Consider the following 15,504-nt stretch of genomic DNA (forward strand, 5'->3'; position numbering starts at 1 on the left):
AGATGCGGATACCTCTTTCATGGTTGCGTGAATACGCACCAGTCCCTGAAGACGCACGTTCCGAAGACGTTATGGAAATCTTGGTGAAGGTTGGCTTAGAAGAAGAAGACGTTCACCGCCCTACGGATGAAATTTCAGGGCCGATTGTTGTCGGACAAGTTCTCTCTCAAGAACCAGAAACTCACTCTAACGGCAAAACCGTGAACTGGTGTCAGGTGCGTGTTGTCCCTGAGGGACAGACACAAACCCTCACCGGTAAAGGGATTGAAGAATCTGGTATTCAGGGAATTATCTGTGGCGCCCATAATTTTAGCGTAGGCGATAAAGTAGTCGTGACGCTCCCCGGCGCTGTACTACCTGGCGGTTTTGCTATTACCGCACGTAAAACATACGGTCACAAATCAGCTGGTATGCTTGCATCCGCTCGTGAACTGGGCTTAGGAGAAGACACCGGCGGGATCATCGTCTTATCTGATTTGGGTCTAGACCCCGAAATTGGTACTGACGCAATGGAATTGCTGGGCCTATACGATGAAGCAGCAGAAGTTAACGTCACCCCGGACCGTGGATATGCTTTCTCTATCCGAGGTATCGCACGCGAATACTGCCATGCTGTTGGAGAACCCTTCAACGACTTTGTCGTAGAACTAGCAGAACGTGCACCAGCAACACACCAAGCAGAAGCAGCAGTTTCTCTGAACGATGATGCACCTATCCACGGAAAACTTGGATGTACCCGTTTCGTGACGCGTAAAGTAACGGGTGTTTTGGCAGACACTCCCACCCCACCATGGCTAGCTTCTCGTTTACGTTTAGCAGGAATCCGTTCGGTATCTCTTCCTGTAGACATCTCGAACTATGTCATGTTAGAGACAGGGCAGCCACTCCATTTTTATGATGCACAGAAACTTTCTGGATCGTTGTCTGTACGTCGCGCCCACGAAGGTGAAACCCTTCGTACTCTTGATGAGAAAGAACGTACTTTACACCCTGAAGATCTTGTCATTTGTGATGATTCTGGTGCTATTGCTCTTGCCGGTGTGATGGGGGGAGCAAGTACTGAGGTGACGACTGAAACTACTGAGATTCTGATTGAGTCTGCACGTTTTGACGAGGTTTCTATTGCTCGTTCTTCACGCCGTCATAAGCTTTCTTCAGATGCTTCTAAACGTTTTGAACGTGGTGTAGATTCTGCGTTACAGGCAGCTGCCGCTCAGCGTGCTGTTGAACTATTGGTGGAGCTTGCTGGGGCAACTATCGTTTCAGAGTCTAGCGACGTGAACCGTACAGAAAAACCTCAAGCGATTTCTCTTCCGATGGATTACACTCCATCCCGTATTGGTGTTGCATACACTCAGGATGAGATTGTTGGCACTCTAGAGTCTATTGGCGCTCAGGTCACGGCTGGTCGTGACACTTATGAGGTGATTCCTCCTACCTGGCGACCTGACCTAACGGATAAAGAGGACCTCACAGAAGAAGTTGCTCGTCTTATCGGGTATGACAAGATTCCTTCAACTGTTCCGGTTGCCCCTCCTGGTCGTGGATACACTGTTGAACAGATGACTCGTCGTCGTGTTCTTGATGCGCTTGCATCGAGTGGTTTGACGGAGGTCTATGCGTATCCATTTGTTTCTTCTCAAGCAAATAATTTGTGGGCGCAGCCTGTTGCTGGTGAGGACGTCGCGTCTATTCAACTTGCTAACCCTATTTCAGAGGCTCAAGGGCTTTTGCGTCGTTCTTTGCTTCCAGGGTTGGTAGAGGTTCTCAAACGTAACCTTTCTCGTGGGTTCCGTAATCTTGCTCTTTACGAGACAGGCCATATTTTTGTTCCTTCAACACAGCATGGTTCTGAGAGCATCCCCGGTTTGGGGCAGCGTCCTTCTGACGAGGTTATTGCTGATTTGAATGCGGGTATTCCTCATCAACCACGGTATATTTCTGGTATTTTCAGCGGTTATGAACATGAACAGATGCCTGGTGCTTCTGCTCGTGCTTATGATTGGCGTGATGCGATAGATGCTGTGGGTTTGATTGCTGATGTTGCCGGTGCCGAGTTTAAGATGGCTCAAGGCACTCATCAGGCTTTCCACCCCGGTCGTACTGCTGTGTTCTCTGATTCTTCTGGTGCTGTGATTGGTTACGCTGGAGAGTTACACCCACAGCTGCTCAAAGATCATGATCTTCCTGAACGTACCTGCGCTTTTGAGATTAACTTCTCTGCGTTACTTGAGGATAAAGCTGAGGTTGTTGAGGCTTATAGTATTTTTGGTTACCCAGCAGCTACTCAAGATGTGGCGTTGTTAATCGATGCGGATGTTCCTGCTGCTGATGTGGCTCTTGCACTTTCTGAGGGTGCGGGTGAGCTGCTAGAAGATTTACGAATCTTTGACGATTATCGCGGTGAGGGCATTCCAGAAGGTAAGAAGTCTGTGGCGTTTGCTCTGCGTTTTAGGGCTTCTGACCGTACCTTGACAGCTGAAGAAGCTAGTGCTTCTCGTGAGGCTGCTGTGGCTGTGGCGGTGGAACGTTTTGGTGCTGTTCCTCGTGTGTAGTGAGTAGCGTGTTCTTCGTCTATAGACGGTAGCTCTTGATGGTGCTGATGTTGGCTTGTGCTGGCATCAGCACCATTTTTTCAGGAGTTTGTGAGGTTCGTCGTGGAGAATGGAAGAATCCGAAATCTCTGAGGAAATCGGGGGACTCTAGTTGTTATCTAACGGGGCTTTTTATGAAGTACACGTACAATGGTGTCTTATCCTCAGTGAAAGAAAAATTATCTAAAACATCGGGAGATACTATCGTGACTGAAGAACCCGACAACGATTCGTTCTTCGGCTTTGATAAGGCTGAAGATTATGATGATGAGGTTGTTGACCACCGTAGCCGTTGGCTGACCGTCGGAATTATTATCATTGCGATTATTTCTTCGGTATTTTTGGGCATTCAAGGGGCTCGTTCGTTGTCTGCGGCGTCTTCGCATGCTGGTTATGAAGACCGCACGTGGGTTTTGACTGGGGCCTATAAGGATTTGACTCCTGATTTAAAGACTAAAGATAATGTTGCGATTTATACCGGTAAGTTGCCGGTGGATCAGCAGCTTGATAATAAGTTGTTTATTTCTGAGCTGGGGGATCCCGTAACCGTTCATGCTGGTGAGATGATTGAGTTCCGTGGCTCTGAGGCTGGTCGTGTTCGAGCTGATTTTCCTCAGGAAGTAGACGCTTTATTGGCTACGACAGAAGGTAACTCGATTGAGGTGATTCGTACTGGTGCTAAGGGTACGTTGAAGCCTATTACTGCTGAGGTAGTGTTTTCAGAGCGGCTTAGTGGTTGGGCATATATTATCGGCGCTTTTGTAATTTTTGCTGGTGGTATTTTTGCGTCGGTGAAGATTAATCGTCGTCGTTCTATCGTGGAAGATGACGAGTATTAGTCTTGTTGTGAGAGCTTTGTGACTTCATGATAAGGAAGCCTTTTGTGATGGTGTTTGACCATCGTGAAGGGCTTCTTTTATTGTTTGATGGTATCCGTTAAAGAGTATGTTTATGCTTATTTGGTGGTTATCTTTGAGTAGTTTTCGCTCAATTTATGGGGTTTATCCGTGTATTTTTCCTATAAGTGTATAAATATCGCAAAAATACTCATATAATCGGTGTGTGCTGTAGAAGATGTACAGCAAGTCTAGTTTTCTTATTGTTCAGATGTTGGGGGACTAGGCTAACTAGCAGGTTGCTTTGCTGAGAAAGAGAATGAATAGAATGTCTATCCCCTCGACGAAAACGGCTCGTCAAGCTCGAATTGTTGATTTACTGCAAAAACATCATGTTCGTTCCCAAGCTGAGTTAGCGCAATTACTCGTCGACGATGGTGTCAAAGTAACGCAAGCGACCTTGTCACGTGATCTTGTTGAGATCGGTGCTGAGCGTGTGCGTGATGAGAAGTCCGGATTGATTTATGCTGTTCCGCATCATCCTGTTCGTCGTTCATCGGCTGAAGGTGTTGATGCGCGCATGATTTCTTTGTTTAGGGAACTTCTCATCACTGCTGAAGCCTCGGCGAATTTGGTGATTCTTCGGACTCCTCCTGGGGCTGCACAATTTATGGCTTCTGCTATTGACCAAGCGAGTATTGAGCCTATTCTCGGGACGATTGCGGGGGACGATACGGTGATGGTTATTACTCGTGACCCGCTTGGTGGAGAGCAGATGGCTCAGAAGTTTTTGGAGTGGGCAGCTTAGCCTTGTTTCTGGTGTTCTTCGATGAGTTGTTGCATTTCTTTTAGCTGGAAGAACTGAGCCACTTCGAGGGGATGCTGCACTCCGATGGTGAGGTCTGCGCCAGCGTTGAGAAGTCGTTGTGCGATATCTTGGCTATTTTTGAAGACGGCACACAATAATGCGGTTTGCCCTCTGTCGTTGAGGCGGTTGACGTCTGCTTGGTGTGTGAGGAGTAGTTCTACGACGTCGAGTTGTTGGTGGTAGCTTGCAAGAATAAGCAAGGTGTCGCCTTGGGCGTTGGTGAGATTGGCTGGGATACCTTGGTTGAGTAGTGGTTCTAGCTCTTCGGTGTTTCCTTCTCGTGCAAGGTCAAAGACTCTGTTCAGTAGGTCAATTTCTGCGGGGGTTAGGTCTGTCATGAAAATCTCCTGTGTTATTGTGAGTAACTCATAATAACAGATTTGTTGTGAGGAATAAAGAAAACCTTGACACGATGAAACCTTACGCAATCTTCGCAGAGAAGAGGACGCTGTCGCTGCTTTAACAAGGTGCTGGCGTGCACTAATATGAGAACGTATGCAACCCCTGAATGAATAGAACGCATTGTGACAACCTTCAACGAAACCCCCTGTAATGTAGCTAGCCTTCTCCTCTCTTGTGCTCACCTCGAGCGTGATGCATTGTTCTACCAAGATACTGTTCTGAGCTACCGACAATTACAAGTAATGGTGTCTCAAGCTCAACTAGAGCTACGAGAACTTGGAGTGGGGTATCAAACACCGGTGGCTCTTTCCCTGCCTAATATCGTGGCGATGCCGGTGTATTACTATGCAATCGTTTCATTGGGGGCAATTTGCGTTCCATTGAACCCGCTGCTTTCCGAACGTGAAGTGCGGTATCACCTAGAAGACTCTGGTGCGCAGCTATTCATTGCATGGGAGGGGTCGCGTGTGATGATGGAGAATATCTCTTTTGAGGGGGTCCAACAGCGCATTGTAGGTGCTGAAACTTTTGCAACTCCCTTGGATGTGGAGGCTTTAGAAGAATTTGCTATTGAACCGGTTAGTGTTCATGCTCAAGATCCTGCTGTTATTCTCTATACTTCTGGTACAACAGGGCAACCCAAAGGTGCTGTTCTGACTCATCAAAATCTTTTATCCAATGCGATGACGGTGGCAGAATTTTTTGACTACACCCCAGAAGACGTCTTTTTTGGAGGGCTGCCGCTTTTTCATTCCTTCGGGCAAACTGTGTCGATGAACGCGGTCTTCGCTGCGGGTGCTTCGGTTGCCTTATTGCCACGCTTTACTCCTGAGGCGGCTATTGAATTATGCGTTGAAGCTGATGTCAGCATTATTGCTGCCGTCCCGTCGATGTATGCTGCAATGTCGGCCTCTTTAGAGGGACAAAAATCTTCAGTGCTCATGGGTAAGATTCGTTACGGAATTTCTGGTGGGTCTCCTTTGTTGGCCTCAATTCATGAGGACTTCTATAAGTTGGTTGGCTGTCACATTCTTGAAGGCTACGGTTTGTCTGAGGCTTCTCCGGTTGTTTCCTTTAATCAGCCTTCTCGCCCTCCTGTTGTTGGCTCTGTGGGGACTGCTTTAACGGGTATTCGTGTGCAGGTGCGTGACAGTAACGGAGAAGTGCTTCCTGCTGGTGCGCCAGGGCAGTTGTGGGTTAACGGGCCTAATGTAATGTTGGAGTACTGGAATAATCCTGAGGCAACTTCTCAATCATTATCTGATGGATGGTTGGCAACGGGGGATATTGCAACAATTGATGAGCAGGGAAATATTTTTATTGTTGATCGGCTCAAAGACATGATTTTGCGTCATGGATATTCTGTATATCCGCGAGAGATTGAGGATGTTATTGCGACGCATCCTCAGGTGCGTATGGTGGCTGTTGTGGGGCGAAAAGATATGCGTGTGGGGGAGGAGATTTATGCTTTTGTTCTTCCTCGTCAGCAGTGTTCTCCATCGCAAGAGGAAGCTCTTTGTTTGGAGGTTGAACACTTGTGTGTTCAGCAGCTTGCGGACTATAAGCGCCCTCGTCATTATCGGGTTGTTGATACGTTACCCTTGGGTGCGACTGGAAAAATTCTCAAGCGTGACTTGAGTCAATAGCGTATTATGTGACTTTTTGAGAAATATTATCCATAGGTTTGCATATTTATAGATAATTATTCATACTTGTTGATAACGAACAAACCCACCCCACTATCAACAAGACAAAAGGAATACCCCCATGAAAGAGCGCGTCGTCCTCGCATACTCCGGCGGACTAGACACATCCGTAGCCATCGGTTGGATTGCAGAAGCCACCGGAGCAGAAGTCATCGCCGTAGCAGTAGACGTAGGACAAGGCGGAGAAGACCTCGAAACCATCCGCCAACGAGCACTAGACTGCGGAGCCATCGAAGCCTACATCGCAGACGCACGCGAAGAATTCGCCACAGACTACTGCATGCCAGCACTAGCAGCAAACGCCCTCTATATGGACGCATACCCGCTCGTCTCCGCACTATCGCGCCCCGTCATCGTCAAACACCTCGTACAAGCCGCCCAAAAATTCAATGCAACCACCGTCGCTCACGGATGCACCGGAAAAGGCAATGACCAAGTCCGCTTCGAAGTAGGCATTCAAACCCTCGGACCAGAACTCACCTGCATAGCACCAGTACGAGACCTAGCGCTGACCCGAGAAAAAGCAATCAACTACGCAGAACATAACAACCTACCCATCGTCACCACCAAGAAAAATCCCTTCTCCATCGACCAAAACGTCTGGGGACGAGCCGTAGAAACAGGATTCCTCGAAGACATCTGGAATGCGCCGACCAAAGACGTCTACGACTACACCGACGACCCCACCTTCTCACCAGCACCAGACACCCTCACCATCACCTTCGAACAAGGAATCCCCGTCGCTATCGACAACAAACCCGTCACACCGCTAGAAGCCATCACCGAAATGAACCGCCGAGCTGGCGCACAAGGCGTTGGAAGAATCGACATCGTCGAAGACCGCCTCGTCGGCATCAAATCCCGAGAAATCTACGAAGCGCCCGGGGCCATGGCACTCATCGCAGCTCACCGAGAACTCGAAAACGTCACCATTGAACGTGAACAAGCACGCTTCAAAAAAATTGTTGGCCAACGCTGGAGTGAACTCGTCTACGACGGACAATGGTTCTCACCCCTAAAAAAATCTCTCGACGCTTTCATCCAAGACACCCAACAAATGGTCAACGGAGAGATCCGCATGGACCTACACGCCGGACGAGCAGTCGTCACCGGACGACGCTCCACAAGCTCCCTCTACGACTTCAACCTCGCCACCTACGATGAAGGTGACTCCTTCAACCAAGCACACGCACGCGGATTCATCGAAATCTTCGGACTCTCCTCAAAAGTTGCCTCCGCACGCGACCAGCGCCTCAACCCCTAAACCACATACACGACCACCCTCTACCAAGGCTCAAACCATGTCTTCAGACCAAAAACACGGCACCAACTCCGGTTCACTCTGGGGCGGACGGTTCACCTCAGGACCAGCAGAAGCCCTAGCAGCACTCTCCAAATCAACTCATTTTGACTGGCGACTAGCACCCTACGACATCGCTGGCTCCCGAGCACACGCCCGCGTCCTGCACCGAGCACACCTACTCAACGACGCCGAACTAGAACAGATGCTCACCGCCCTAGACACACTAGAACAAGACGTCCGTCACGGAACCTACACCCCAGCAGAAGACCACGAAGACGTTCATGGCTCTCTCGAGCAAGGACTCCTCGAACGGGCAGGAGAACAACTCGGCGGAAAGCTCCGTGCCGGGCGCTCCCGCAACGACCAAATCGCAACCCTCGGCAAAATGTACCTACGTGATAGTGCAACCTCGCTCTCCGCCCACCTCCTGAACGTTATCGACGCACTACTCCACCAAGGAGAACAACACCCCTACGTCCCCATGCCCGGACGAACCCACCTACAACATGCACAACCTATCCTCCTATCCCACCACCTCTACGCCCACGCTTGGGCACTCAGCCGAAACCTCGAACGCCTCCAAGACTGGGACCGTAGAGCTGCCATCTCACCCTACGGATCAGGTGCGCTCGCAGGCTCCTCTCTAGAACTCGACCCAGAATCTATTGCACAAGAATTAGGGTTCAGCTCTGCAAGCTATAACTCTCTTGACGCAACAGCTTCACGTGACGTCTATGCAGAGTTCCTCTGGATTACATCGATGATTGCCATCGACATATCCCGCCTCTGTGAAGAAATCATTCTTTGGTCAACTCAAGAATTTTCCTTCGTGACCCTCGACGACTCCTTCTCTACCGGCTCATCGATTATGCCCCAGAAGAAAAACCCAGATATCGCCGAGCTTGCTCGTGGCAAAACAGGTCGTATCATTGGCGACCTCACCGGACTCCTCGCCACCCTCAAAGCTTTACCACTTGCCTACAACCGAGATTTACAAGAAGATAAAGAACCTCTCTTCGACGCCATCGATCAGCTCCATCTTCTCTTACCTGCTATTGCCGGCATGGTTACCACGTTGAGCTTTAACACTAAACGTATGAGTGAGCTTGCACCCCAAGGTTTTGCCCTAGCTACCGACATCGCTGAATGGCTTGTACGTGAAGGAGTGCCCTTCCGAGAAGCACACGAAATAACCGGAGAAGTAGTTCAACGCTGTGAAAAGAACCAATGCGAGTTATGGGAACTTAGCGAAGACGACTACCTGAACATCTCCGCTCACCTACATGCTGGTGTACGTGAAATACTCACGTTAGAAGGTTCCCTCAACTCCCGAAAAACTCAAGGTGGAACAGCACCAGAGGCTGTTGCAGAGCAACGTGAAAAACTTCTCGAGGTACTCGCTTCGCACCGAACCTTTGCGACGCGAAAACATCTCGTAGAGCCATGGAAGATTACCTAAAAATATGTATGCTGTCATCCTTCGCAAAGGTATTTTAAAAACTACACAGTATCACTAAGATTTTTGGCGTATAATCTCCTACGGACTTTCTACTGTTATAAACGCCGTTACCGTACGGCACGTAAGGTTTACATCACTCATGCATCAGAATGTATCTGCCGATATGCCCATCGACGAGTTAATTCCCGCCGCATGCGCACAAATACCGGACTACCCTAAAGAAGGTATCCTCTTCTACGACGTCACAACACTTTTTGCTCATCCAGAGGTGTTTAAACGTTCCATTGACGAACTCGTTTATCGTTTTAAAGGAACCTTCGACATCGTGGCAGGTGTTGAAGCCCGCGGATTCCTCATGGCATCCGCCATCGCCTACGCTGCAGGCACCGGAGTGATGACCGTACGCAAAGCCGGAAAACTACCTCGAGATACCTTCACCAAAGAATACGAACTCGAATACGGTTCCGCAGCCATTGAAATCCACCGAGACGATATCCCCGCAGGAACACGCGTACTCATCGTCGACGACCTCCTCGCAACAGGCGGCACTCTCGCCGCTGCCGCATTCTTAATGGAACAAGCCCAACTCAAAGTTGCTGGTATCGGCGTCCTTCTTGAACTCGACGGGCTCGGTGGACGCGAAGCCATCGGAAATTACACCATCGAAGCGCTCAGCACCGTGACTGAATAATAGATGACTCACCAAAACCACTAGCGGGGGAATAAGTTGTGTAAAACAGCGACACACAACTTATTCCTCCTTCTATTTCCACTAGAGTAGTAGCTCAACAAAACGGTTTAAACACCGCAACGGCACCACAAATCGTCGAGCATCCTCAATTTAAAGATGCTTTGCCACCTCTGAACGAAAGAAAGAATACGCATGACCGAGAACCTCAACGCACCTTCAACGTCTACGGCTCAACAGAGGAACGACGAAACCTATATGCAAGCACTAAATCTCGAACGTGCCTACGTCAAAAAGCTGTATCAACGTTTAGACCATATGCGTGCCGAAACAGAACAAAAAATCTCCGATGTACACCGCAACCAAGAAGCCGGTAACCATCAGAACCGTTCAGAACGAGACGCCTACGCCATGCACTACGAAGACCGTCTTGCCCAGCTCAACGCAGTAGATCACCGTTTAGTATTCGGCCGTCTAGACTTTGACGACGACAAAACCCACTACATTGGCCGTATCGGCATTGTCTCTGAAGATTACCAGAGACTTCTCACCGACTGGCGTGCCCCAGAAGCCGGCACCTTCTATCAAGCTACCGCTTTCGACAGGAACGGGGTACGTCGCCGCCGACACCTCACCCTTGAACACCGTGAAGTAACCGCCATTGAGGACGATATCCTTGACTCCTCCCTCCTTGATGATGAGAGCACTCTGCACGGTGAAGGTGCACTATTGGCAGCTTTGAACCGCAAACGCACTGGACGCATGGGCGATATTGTTGCGACCATCCAATCAGAACAAGACCGCATCATTCGTGCAGATTTATCGGGGGTGCGAGTCGTTCAAGGTGGCCCCGGTACCGGTAAAACAGCAGTCGCCTTGCATCGTGCCGCATATTTGCTGTACACCTTCCGCGAACGCCTCAACAACGCTGGTGTACTCGTTATTGGTCCAAGCGCTTCTTTCATGTGGTACATCGACCGTGTGCTTCCTTCCCTCGGCGAGACCGGCGTAGTGATGTCCTCTTTGGCAACGCTATTTCCTGGAGTGCGTGCTGTTGCCGAAAAGGACTCTAAAATTCATCAGCTCAAAGGCGACTTACGTATGGTTGAAGCTATCAAACGTGCCGTACGCGACCGTCAGAAAACCCTTGATAAAACGGAATTTTTAACTGTCGGCTCAAATCAGCTAAAGCTCACTCCTCGTATGGTTCGTGTAGCACGTGACCGTGCCCGTTCTACGGGGAAACCTCATAATGAGGCTCGTGAAACCTTCGTCAAAATTTTGATACGTGAGCTGACTCAACAGCTTCAAGAACAACTTGATTCTTCTTCTGGGCAGAGCCTTGAACGTCCTTACCTGGAAGAAGACGTTCGTTCTTCTACGGACGTACGTAAAGCCTTGAATCTTGCATGGATGCCTCTATCTGCTGAGACTTTGGTGCGCTCGCTTTTTGCTAAACCTCATTATCGTGATTCTGCGTTATCTGAATTTACTGCTGATGAGCGTAAATTGTTGGCACGGAGATGGGATGCTCCTTTAACTGAAGCTGATGTGCCTCTTTTAGATGAAGCTGCTGAGCTTCTGGGAGATTTTGAGAAAGTTGTTGGTGCTTCGGCTGCTGCTCGTGCACGTTTAGAGTATCTTTCTAATCTTGAGAATGCGAAGAAGACTCTTGAAAATGTTCATGCTCAGCTTACCGATTATGGTGTTGAGGGTGTTATTACTGCTGAACAATTGGCTGATTCTTATGCTGTGGCTCCTGAACGTATGAGCGCTGCTCAGGCTGCGTATGCTGATCGTACATGGGCGTATGGACACATTGTGGTGGATGAGGCTCAGGAGCTGACTCCAATGCAGTGGCGAGTATTGTTCCGCCGTTGTCCCATGAAGTCTATGACGATTGTTGGGGATATTGCTCAGGCTTCTTCTGCGGAGAGTGCTTCTTCATGGGAACAGGCGTTAGAACCTTTTGTGGGGGATCGTATGACGTTGGAGACGTTAACGGTGAACTATCGTACTCCTGCGCAGATTGCTCAAGCTGCTGTTGCTGTTGCTCAAGCTGCTGGGCGTCAGGTGGATGCTCCTCGTGCAGTTCGTCAGGGGCAGTGGGCTCCTATTTTGCATCGTGTTTCTTCTGATTCTTTGTACCAGACAATAGTGGATTGTGTGACCGATGAGGTTAATAACGGTGGCGGTCTAATCGGCGTGATTGTTACGGACGAACATTATGCTCAGGTGGTTCAGGCTGTGGCAGAGCATCATCGTGAGCGTTTTGGTACGTCTATGACAGTTGTAGAACGTCAGATTCTGGTTCTGACACCGTGGGAGTCTAAAGGTTTGGAGTTCGATGTGGTGATTGTGGTGGAGCCACAAGCTATTATTCGGGCTTCGCAGGGCGCTATTGGTGATTTGTATGTTGCGATGACTCGTCCGACTCAGCGTTTGTATATGGTCGGTGCTGAGGAGTTCCCTGCTGGTTTAGAGTAGATGTCATGTACCGTTGAGTGTGCTTGTGATAGTTTGAGCATGTTTTGGAGTGTTTTGTCGATACACTAGAGACGGTATCTTGAGTTTTTGGATAATAGGTTTGTTGAGAGAACCGTAAGAAGGAGTAAGTATGTCTGTGAGCGTGTTAGAACAGCAACGTAATGATGATTCTTTTGAGAATATCTGGCAGGAGCTTAAATGGCGTGGTTTAGTACATGTGAGCACTGATGAGCAAGCGTTAGAGAAGGCCCTTTCAGAACAGACTCTTACTTTTTATACGGGTTATGATCCAACTGCTGCATCTTTGCATCTGGGCCATTTGGTGCAGTTGTTGTTGATGCGTCGTCTGCAGCTTGCTGGACATAAACCATTGGGCTTGGTCGGTGGCGCAACGGGGCTCATTGGTGATCCTCGCCAGACTTCTGAGCGTGTTTTGAACTCTCGTGATGTTGTCTCTGAATGGGTGAGTAAGCTTCGCACTCAAATTGAGCGTTTCTTAGATTTTGAGGGCGAGAATGCTGCTCAGATGGTCAATAATCTTGAGTGGACTTCTGAGCTTTCTGCTATTGATTTTTTGCGTGAGATTGGTAAGAACTTCCGTGTCGGCACGATGGTGAAGAAAGAGATCGTTGCCAAACGTCTGAACTCTGATGAGGGTATTTCTTATACGGAGTTCTCGTATCAGGTGCTTCAGGGTAATGACTTCCTTGAGCTAAATCGTCGTTATGGGTGCACTTTGCAAACTGGTGGTTCTGATCAGTGGGGCAATTTGACTTCTGGTACGGAGCTGATTCGTAAGACGGAGGGCAAGAGCGTGCATGCTATTGGTACTCCGTTGATTACGAATTCTGATGGTACAAAGTTTGGTAAGTCTGAGGGTAACGCGATTTGGCTAGACGCTCAGATGTGCTCTCCATATGCGTTCTACCAGTTCTGGTTGAATACTGCTGACGCTGATGTTTTGGATCGTTTGAAAGTCTTTACGTTTAAGACTCGTGAGGAGATTGAACAACTGGGTGCTGCTGTTGAGCAGGAACCTCATAAGCGTTTGGCGCAGAAGACTCTGGCATTTGATGTGACGTCGTTAGTTCATGGTGTTGAAGCAACTCAGAAAGTTATTGCTGCGTCTGAGGCTCTTTTTGGGAAGGGTTCTTTCTCTGACTTAGATGAGGATACTCTTGTTGCTGCTACTGCTGAGCTTCCTCGTGCCTGTGTGAACGTTGATGGTCTAGATATGGTTAACGTTTTATGTGAGAGTGGCTTGTCTGAGTCTAAATCTGCTGCGCGGCGTACCCTTAAAGAGGGTGGCGCTTCGATTAATAACGTGAAGGTTCAAGGCGAAGACGCTGCGATTTCTCTTGATGATTTGTTGTTTGGTCGGTACGCGCTGATTCGCCGTGGTAAGAAGAATATGGCGGTTATTGAGGTAACTCGTTAGGTTCTTGATATACAGTCAGGCCCTCCTCTAGTTTTCTAGGGGAGGGCCTCACTGATGTATGGGGCTATGATTTTTTCTTGGTGTTCTGGTAAACGACATCGAGGATATAGAAGAAAACAGTTGGAATCATCGCAATAAACGGTAGCGCAATGAAAACTGCTCCGGTAAAGGTATTCTGTGGAATTTTAGCAAAGGTCATATCGACGTCTTGTGAGAAGAGCGTTATGCCGATGAGGAAACAGACGAATGGCCAGATGATTTTACTGGGGGAGAGTCGGCTGATACGACTGATGATGGTGTTCGTCGTTTTCTTTGTTCTTTTTCTTTGGAATGCTTGTACCGCTTGTAGTGCTGTGATGATTCCAAGGATAATCAGAAAGATGCCGAGGTAGTAGTTTTGGTAGATGATGTAGTATTTTGCGTTGAAGTTTCCGATGCATAGGGCAAGACCAAAGAGTAGAAATGCGATAGCTACAGATGTCTTTTGCCACGGGTTTGTTCTTTGCCACGGGTTGTGTTTGTTTTGGTTCATCGTGGGCTACCCCTTCTTTGTGCTTGTCCCTTAATCTACTATGGTTTTTATAAATTTTTAAGGTCTATGGTGTAATCCTGTTGAAGAATTCTTCTTCGCTGAGAACTTGTATTGGTGAGCCTGCTTCTTTGAGGGCAGTGGCTTTAAGCAGTTTTCGTGATGCATTGGAGTTTGCTTTTTCGTGCTGGGGGCTGGGTATTCCGACGATGAGTAATGTTGTTTTCTTCGTGAGGCTTTTTTCTGCTGTTGCTCCGAGAACGGTGATAAGTTCTTGCACTGCACTACGTTGGCCGTGTTTGAGTGTTCCTGTTATAGCAATGCGTTCTCCTTCTAAACAGGGGGTTTGTCCATATCTTTCGATGAGTTCTTGAGCTGAGAGCTGTTCTGCATAGAGGCCTGGGCGTTGTAGACTTCCGCTTCTATTATTTTGTGTTGGAGGGCAGAGCTCTTGGATTTGTTCATATGGGTAGTCTTCCTGCATGCGAACAAATATTTTGGCGCAGGCTATAGCATCTGAAATAGCTTGGTGGTGTGTGAATTCTTCGTTGGGGAAATAATAGTAGTAGACGTTATCGAGGCTTTTACGTTCTATCTCGGATGCAAGAATTTTGCGGGCTAGGCGTAGGGTGCAGAATCGTCGGTTCTCGATTGGTTTTTGTTGGTATAGACGATTGAGGTCAGAGAGTACATATCCGTCGAAGGCCATGTTGTGTGCAACGATAGGATACTCTCCAATGAACTGAGCAACTTCTTTTGCGATATCTGACCATTCTGGTGCGTCTTCAATGTCTTTTTCGGTGATTCCGTGAACCCAGCTGTTAATAGGGTTGAAGTATCGTACTTCGGGGTGAGGCTTGATGAGGGTGTAGTAGGTGTCGATGACTTCTCCGTTGGTCGTAAATTTGACCATACCGATGGAGCATGCTGATTTACGTTGTTCGTTGGCAGTTTCAAAGTCGATGGCAATGAAGGTGTTCATAACATTTCTGGGCTTTCTGTGATGCTTTAGTGCTGTTGTATGAGTAGGTTCCTAGAATCGATTTTATCTTTTTAGAGTGACGGTGATTGCTGTTTTGTATCACAATTTTATTTTCTTACTTCTAAATATCGCTCTTGACTAGTGGTTTTGTTCTTTTTAGGGGAATCTTTTTCTGAAAATGTGACCGGCATCTACGTTTTTCAAGTTGCAGA

General features: G+C 48.3%; 12 protein-coding genes. 9 read left to right on the top strand and 3 right to left on the bottom strand.

The window, feature by feature from the left end; all coding sequences use genetic code 11:
- The first annotated feature begins 2 nt into the window (after positions 1–2).
- The 3 genes from pheT (at position 3) to ACN081_RS06255 (ending at position 4,238) form a co-directional block, all read left to right on the top strand.
- Entirely contained in the window at positions 3–2,555 is a 2,553-nt protein-coding gene (pheT, locus tag ACN081_RS06245; protein ID WP_419107273.1) for a phenylalanine--tRNA ligase subunit beta, read from the top strand.
- 245 nt (positions 2,556–2,800) lie between these two features.
- A complete protein-coding gene (locus tag ACN081_RS06250; RefSeq protein ID WP_419103230.1) occupies positions 2,801–3,433 on the top strand; it encodes a hypothetical protein in 633 nt (210 codons plus the stop codon).
- Positions 3,434–3,758: 325 nt separating this feature from the next.
- The gene (locus tag ACN081_RS06255) at positions 3,759–4,238 is read left to right on the top strand and encodes an arginine repressor (RefSeq protein ID WP_419103317.1); all 480 of its coding nucleotides are present in this window, start codon (positions 3,759–3,761) and stop codon (positions 4,236–4,238) included.
- On the opposite strand, the gene ACN081_RS06260 is transcribed toward ACN081_RS06255, so the two are convergent.
- Positions 4,235–4,636: an ankyrin repeat domain-containing protein gene (locus ACN081_RS06260; protein WP_419103229.1), complete on the bottom strand. Its 402-nt coding sequence runs from the start codon at positions 4,634–4,636 to the stop codon at positions 4,235–4,237. The genes ACN081_RS06255 and ACN081_RS06260 overlap by 4 nt on opposite strands.
- Before the next feature lie 186 nt (positions 4,637–4,822).
- On the opposite strand from ACN081_RS06260, the gene ACN081_RS06265 reads away from it, so the two are divergent.
- The 6 genes from ACN081_RS06265 (at position 4,823) to tyrS (ending at position 13,781) form a co-directional block, all read left to right on the top strand.
- Positions 4,823–6,346: an AMP-binding protein gene (locus tag ACN081_RS06265; RefSeq protein WP_419107274.1), complete on the top strand. Its 1,524-nt coding sequence runs from the start codon at positions 4,823–4,825 to the stop codon at positions 6,344–6,346.
- Between the two features lie 121 nt (positions 6,347–6,467).
- Positions 6,468–7,670, top strand: a complete 1,203-nt coding sequence (locus ACN081_RS06270) for an argininosuccinate synthase (RefSeq protein WP_419107275.1) — start codon at positions 6,468–6,470, stop codon at positions 7,668–7,670.
- 37 nt (positions 7,671–7,707) lie between these two features.
- Positions 7,708–9,168 (top strand): argininosuccinate lyase, encoded by a 1,461-nt coding sequence (gene argH, locus ACN081_RS06275; RefSeq protein ID WP_419107276.1) that lies wholly within the window; start codon positions 7,708–7,710, stop codon positions 9,166–9,168.
- A gap of 139 nt (positions 9,169–9,307) precedes the next feature.
- The gene (locus ACN081_RS06280) at positions 9,308–9,859 is read left to right on the top strand and encodes an adenine phosphoribosyltransferase (protein ID WP_419107277.1); all 552 of its coding nucleotides are present in this window, start codon (positions 9,308–9,310) and stop codon (positions 9,857–9,859) included.
- Positions 9,860–10,051: 192 nt separating this feature from the next.
- Complete coding sequence (locus ACN081_RS06285) at positions 10,052–12,343, top strand: HelD family protein (protein ID WP_419107278.1); 2,292 nt, start codon at positions 10,052–10,054, stop codon at positions 12,341–12,343.
- A 130-nt stretch (positions 12,344–12,473) separates the two neighbouring features.
- A complete protein-coding gene (tyrS, locus tag ACN081_RS06290) occupies positions 12,474–13,781 on the top strand; it encodes a tyrosine--tRNA ligase (RefSeq protein WP_419107279.1) in 1,308 nt (435 codons plus the stop codon).
- Between the two features lie 64 nt (positions 13,782–13,845).
- Here tyrS and ACN081_RS06295 read toward each other — a convergent pair whose 3' ends face one another.
- Positions 13,846–14,313, bottom strand: coding sequence for a hypothetical protein (locus tag ACN081_RS06295; RefSeq protein WP_419107280.1), 468 nt, complete (start codon positions 14,311–14,313; stop codon positions 13,846–13,848).
- Positions 14,314–14,377: 64 nt separating this feature from the next.
- Positions 14,378–15,292, bottom strand: coding sequence for an exonuclease domain-containing protein (locus ACN081_RS06300; protein WP_419107281.1), 915 nt, complete (start codon positions 15,290–15,292; stop codon positions 14,378–14,380).
- Positions 15,293–15,504: the final 212 nt, after the last annotated feature.

It is taken from the genome of Rothia sp. P13129, from assembly GCF_048512865.1.
Taxonomy (GTDB): Bacteria; Actinomycetota; Actinomycetes; order Actinomycetales; family Micrococcaceae; genus Rothia.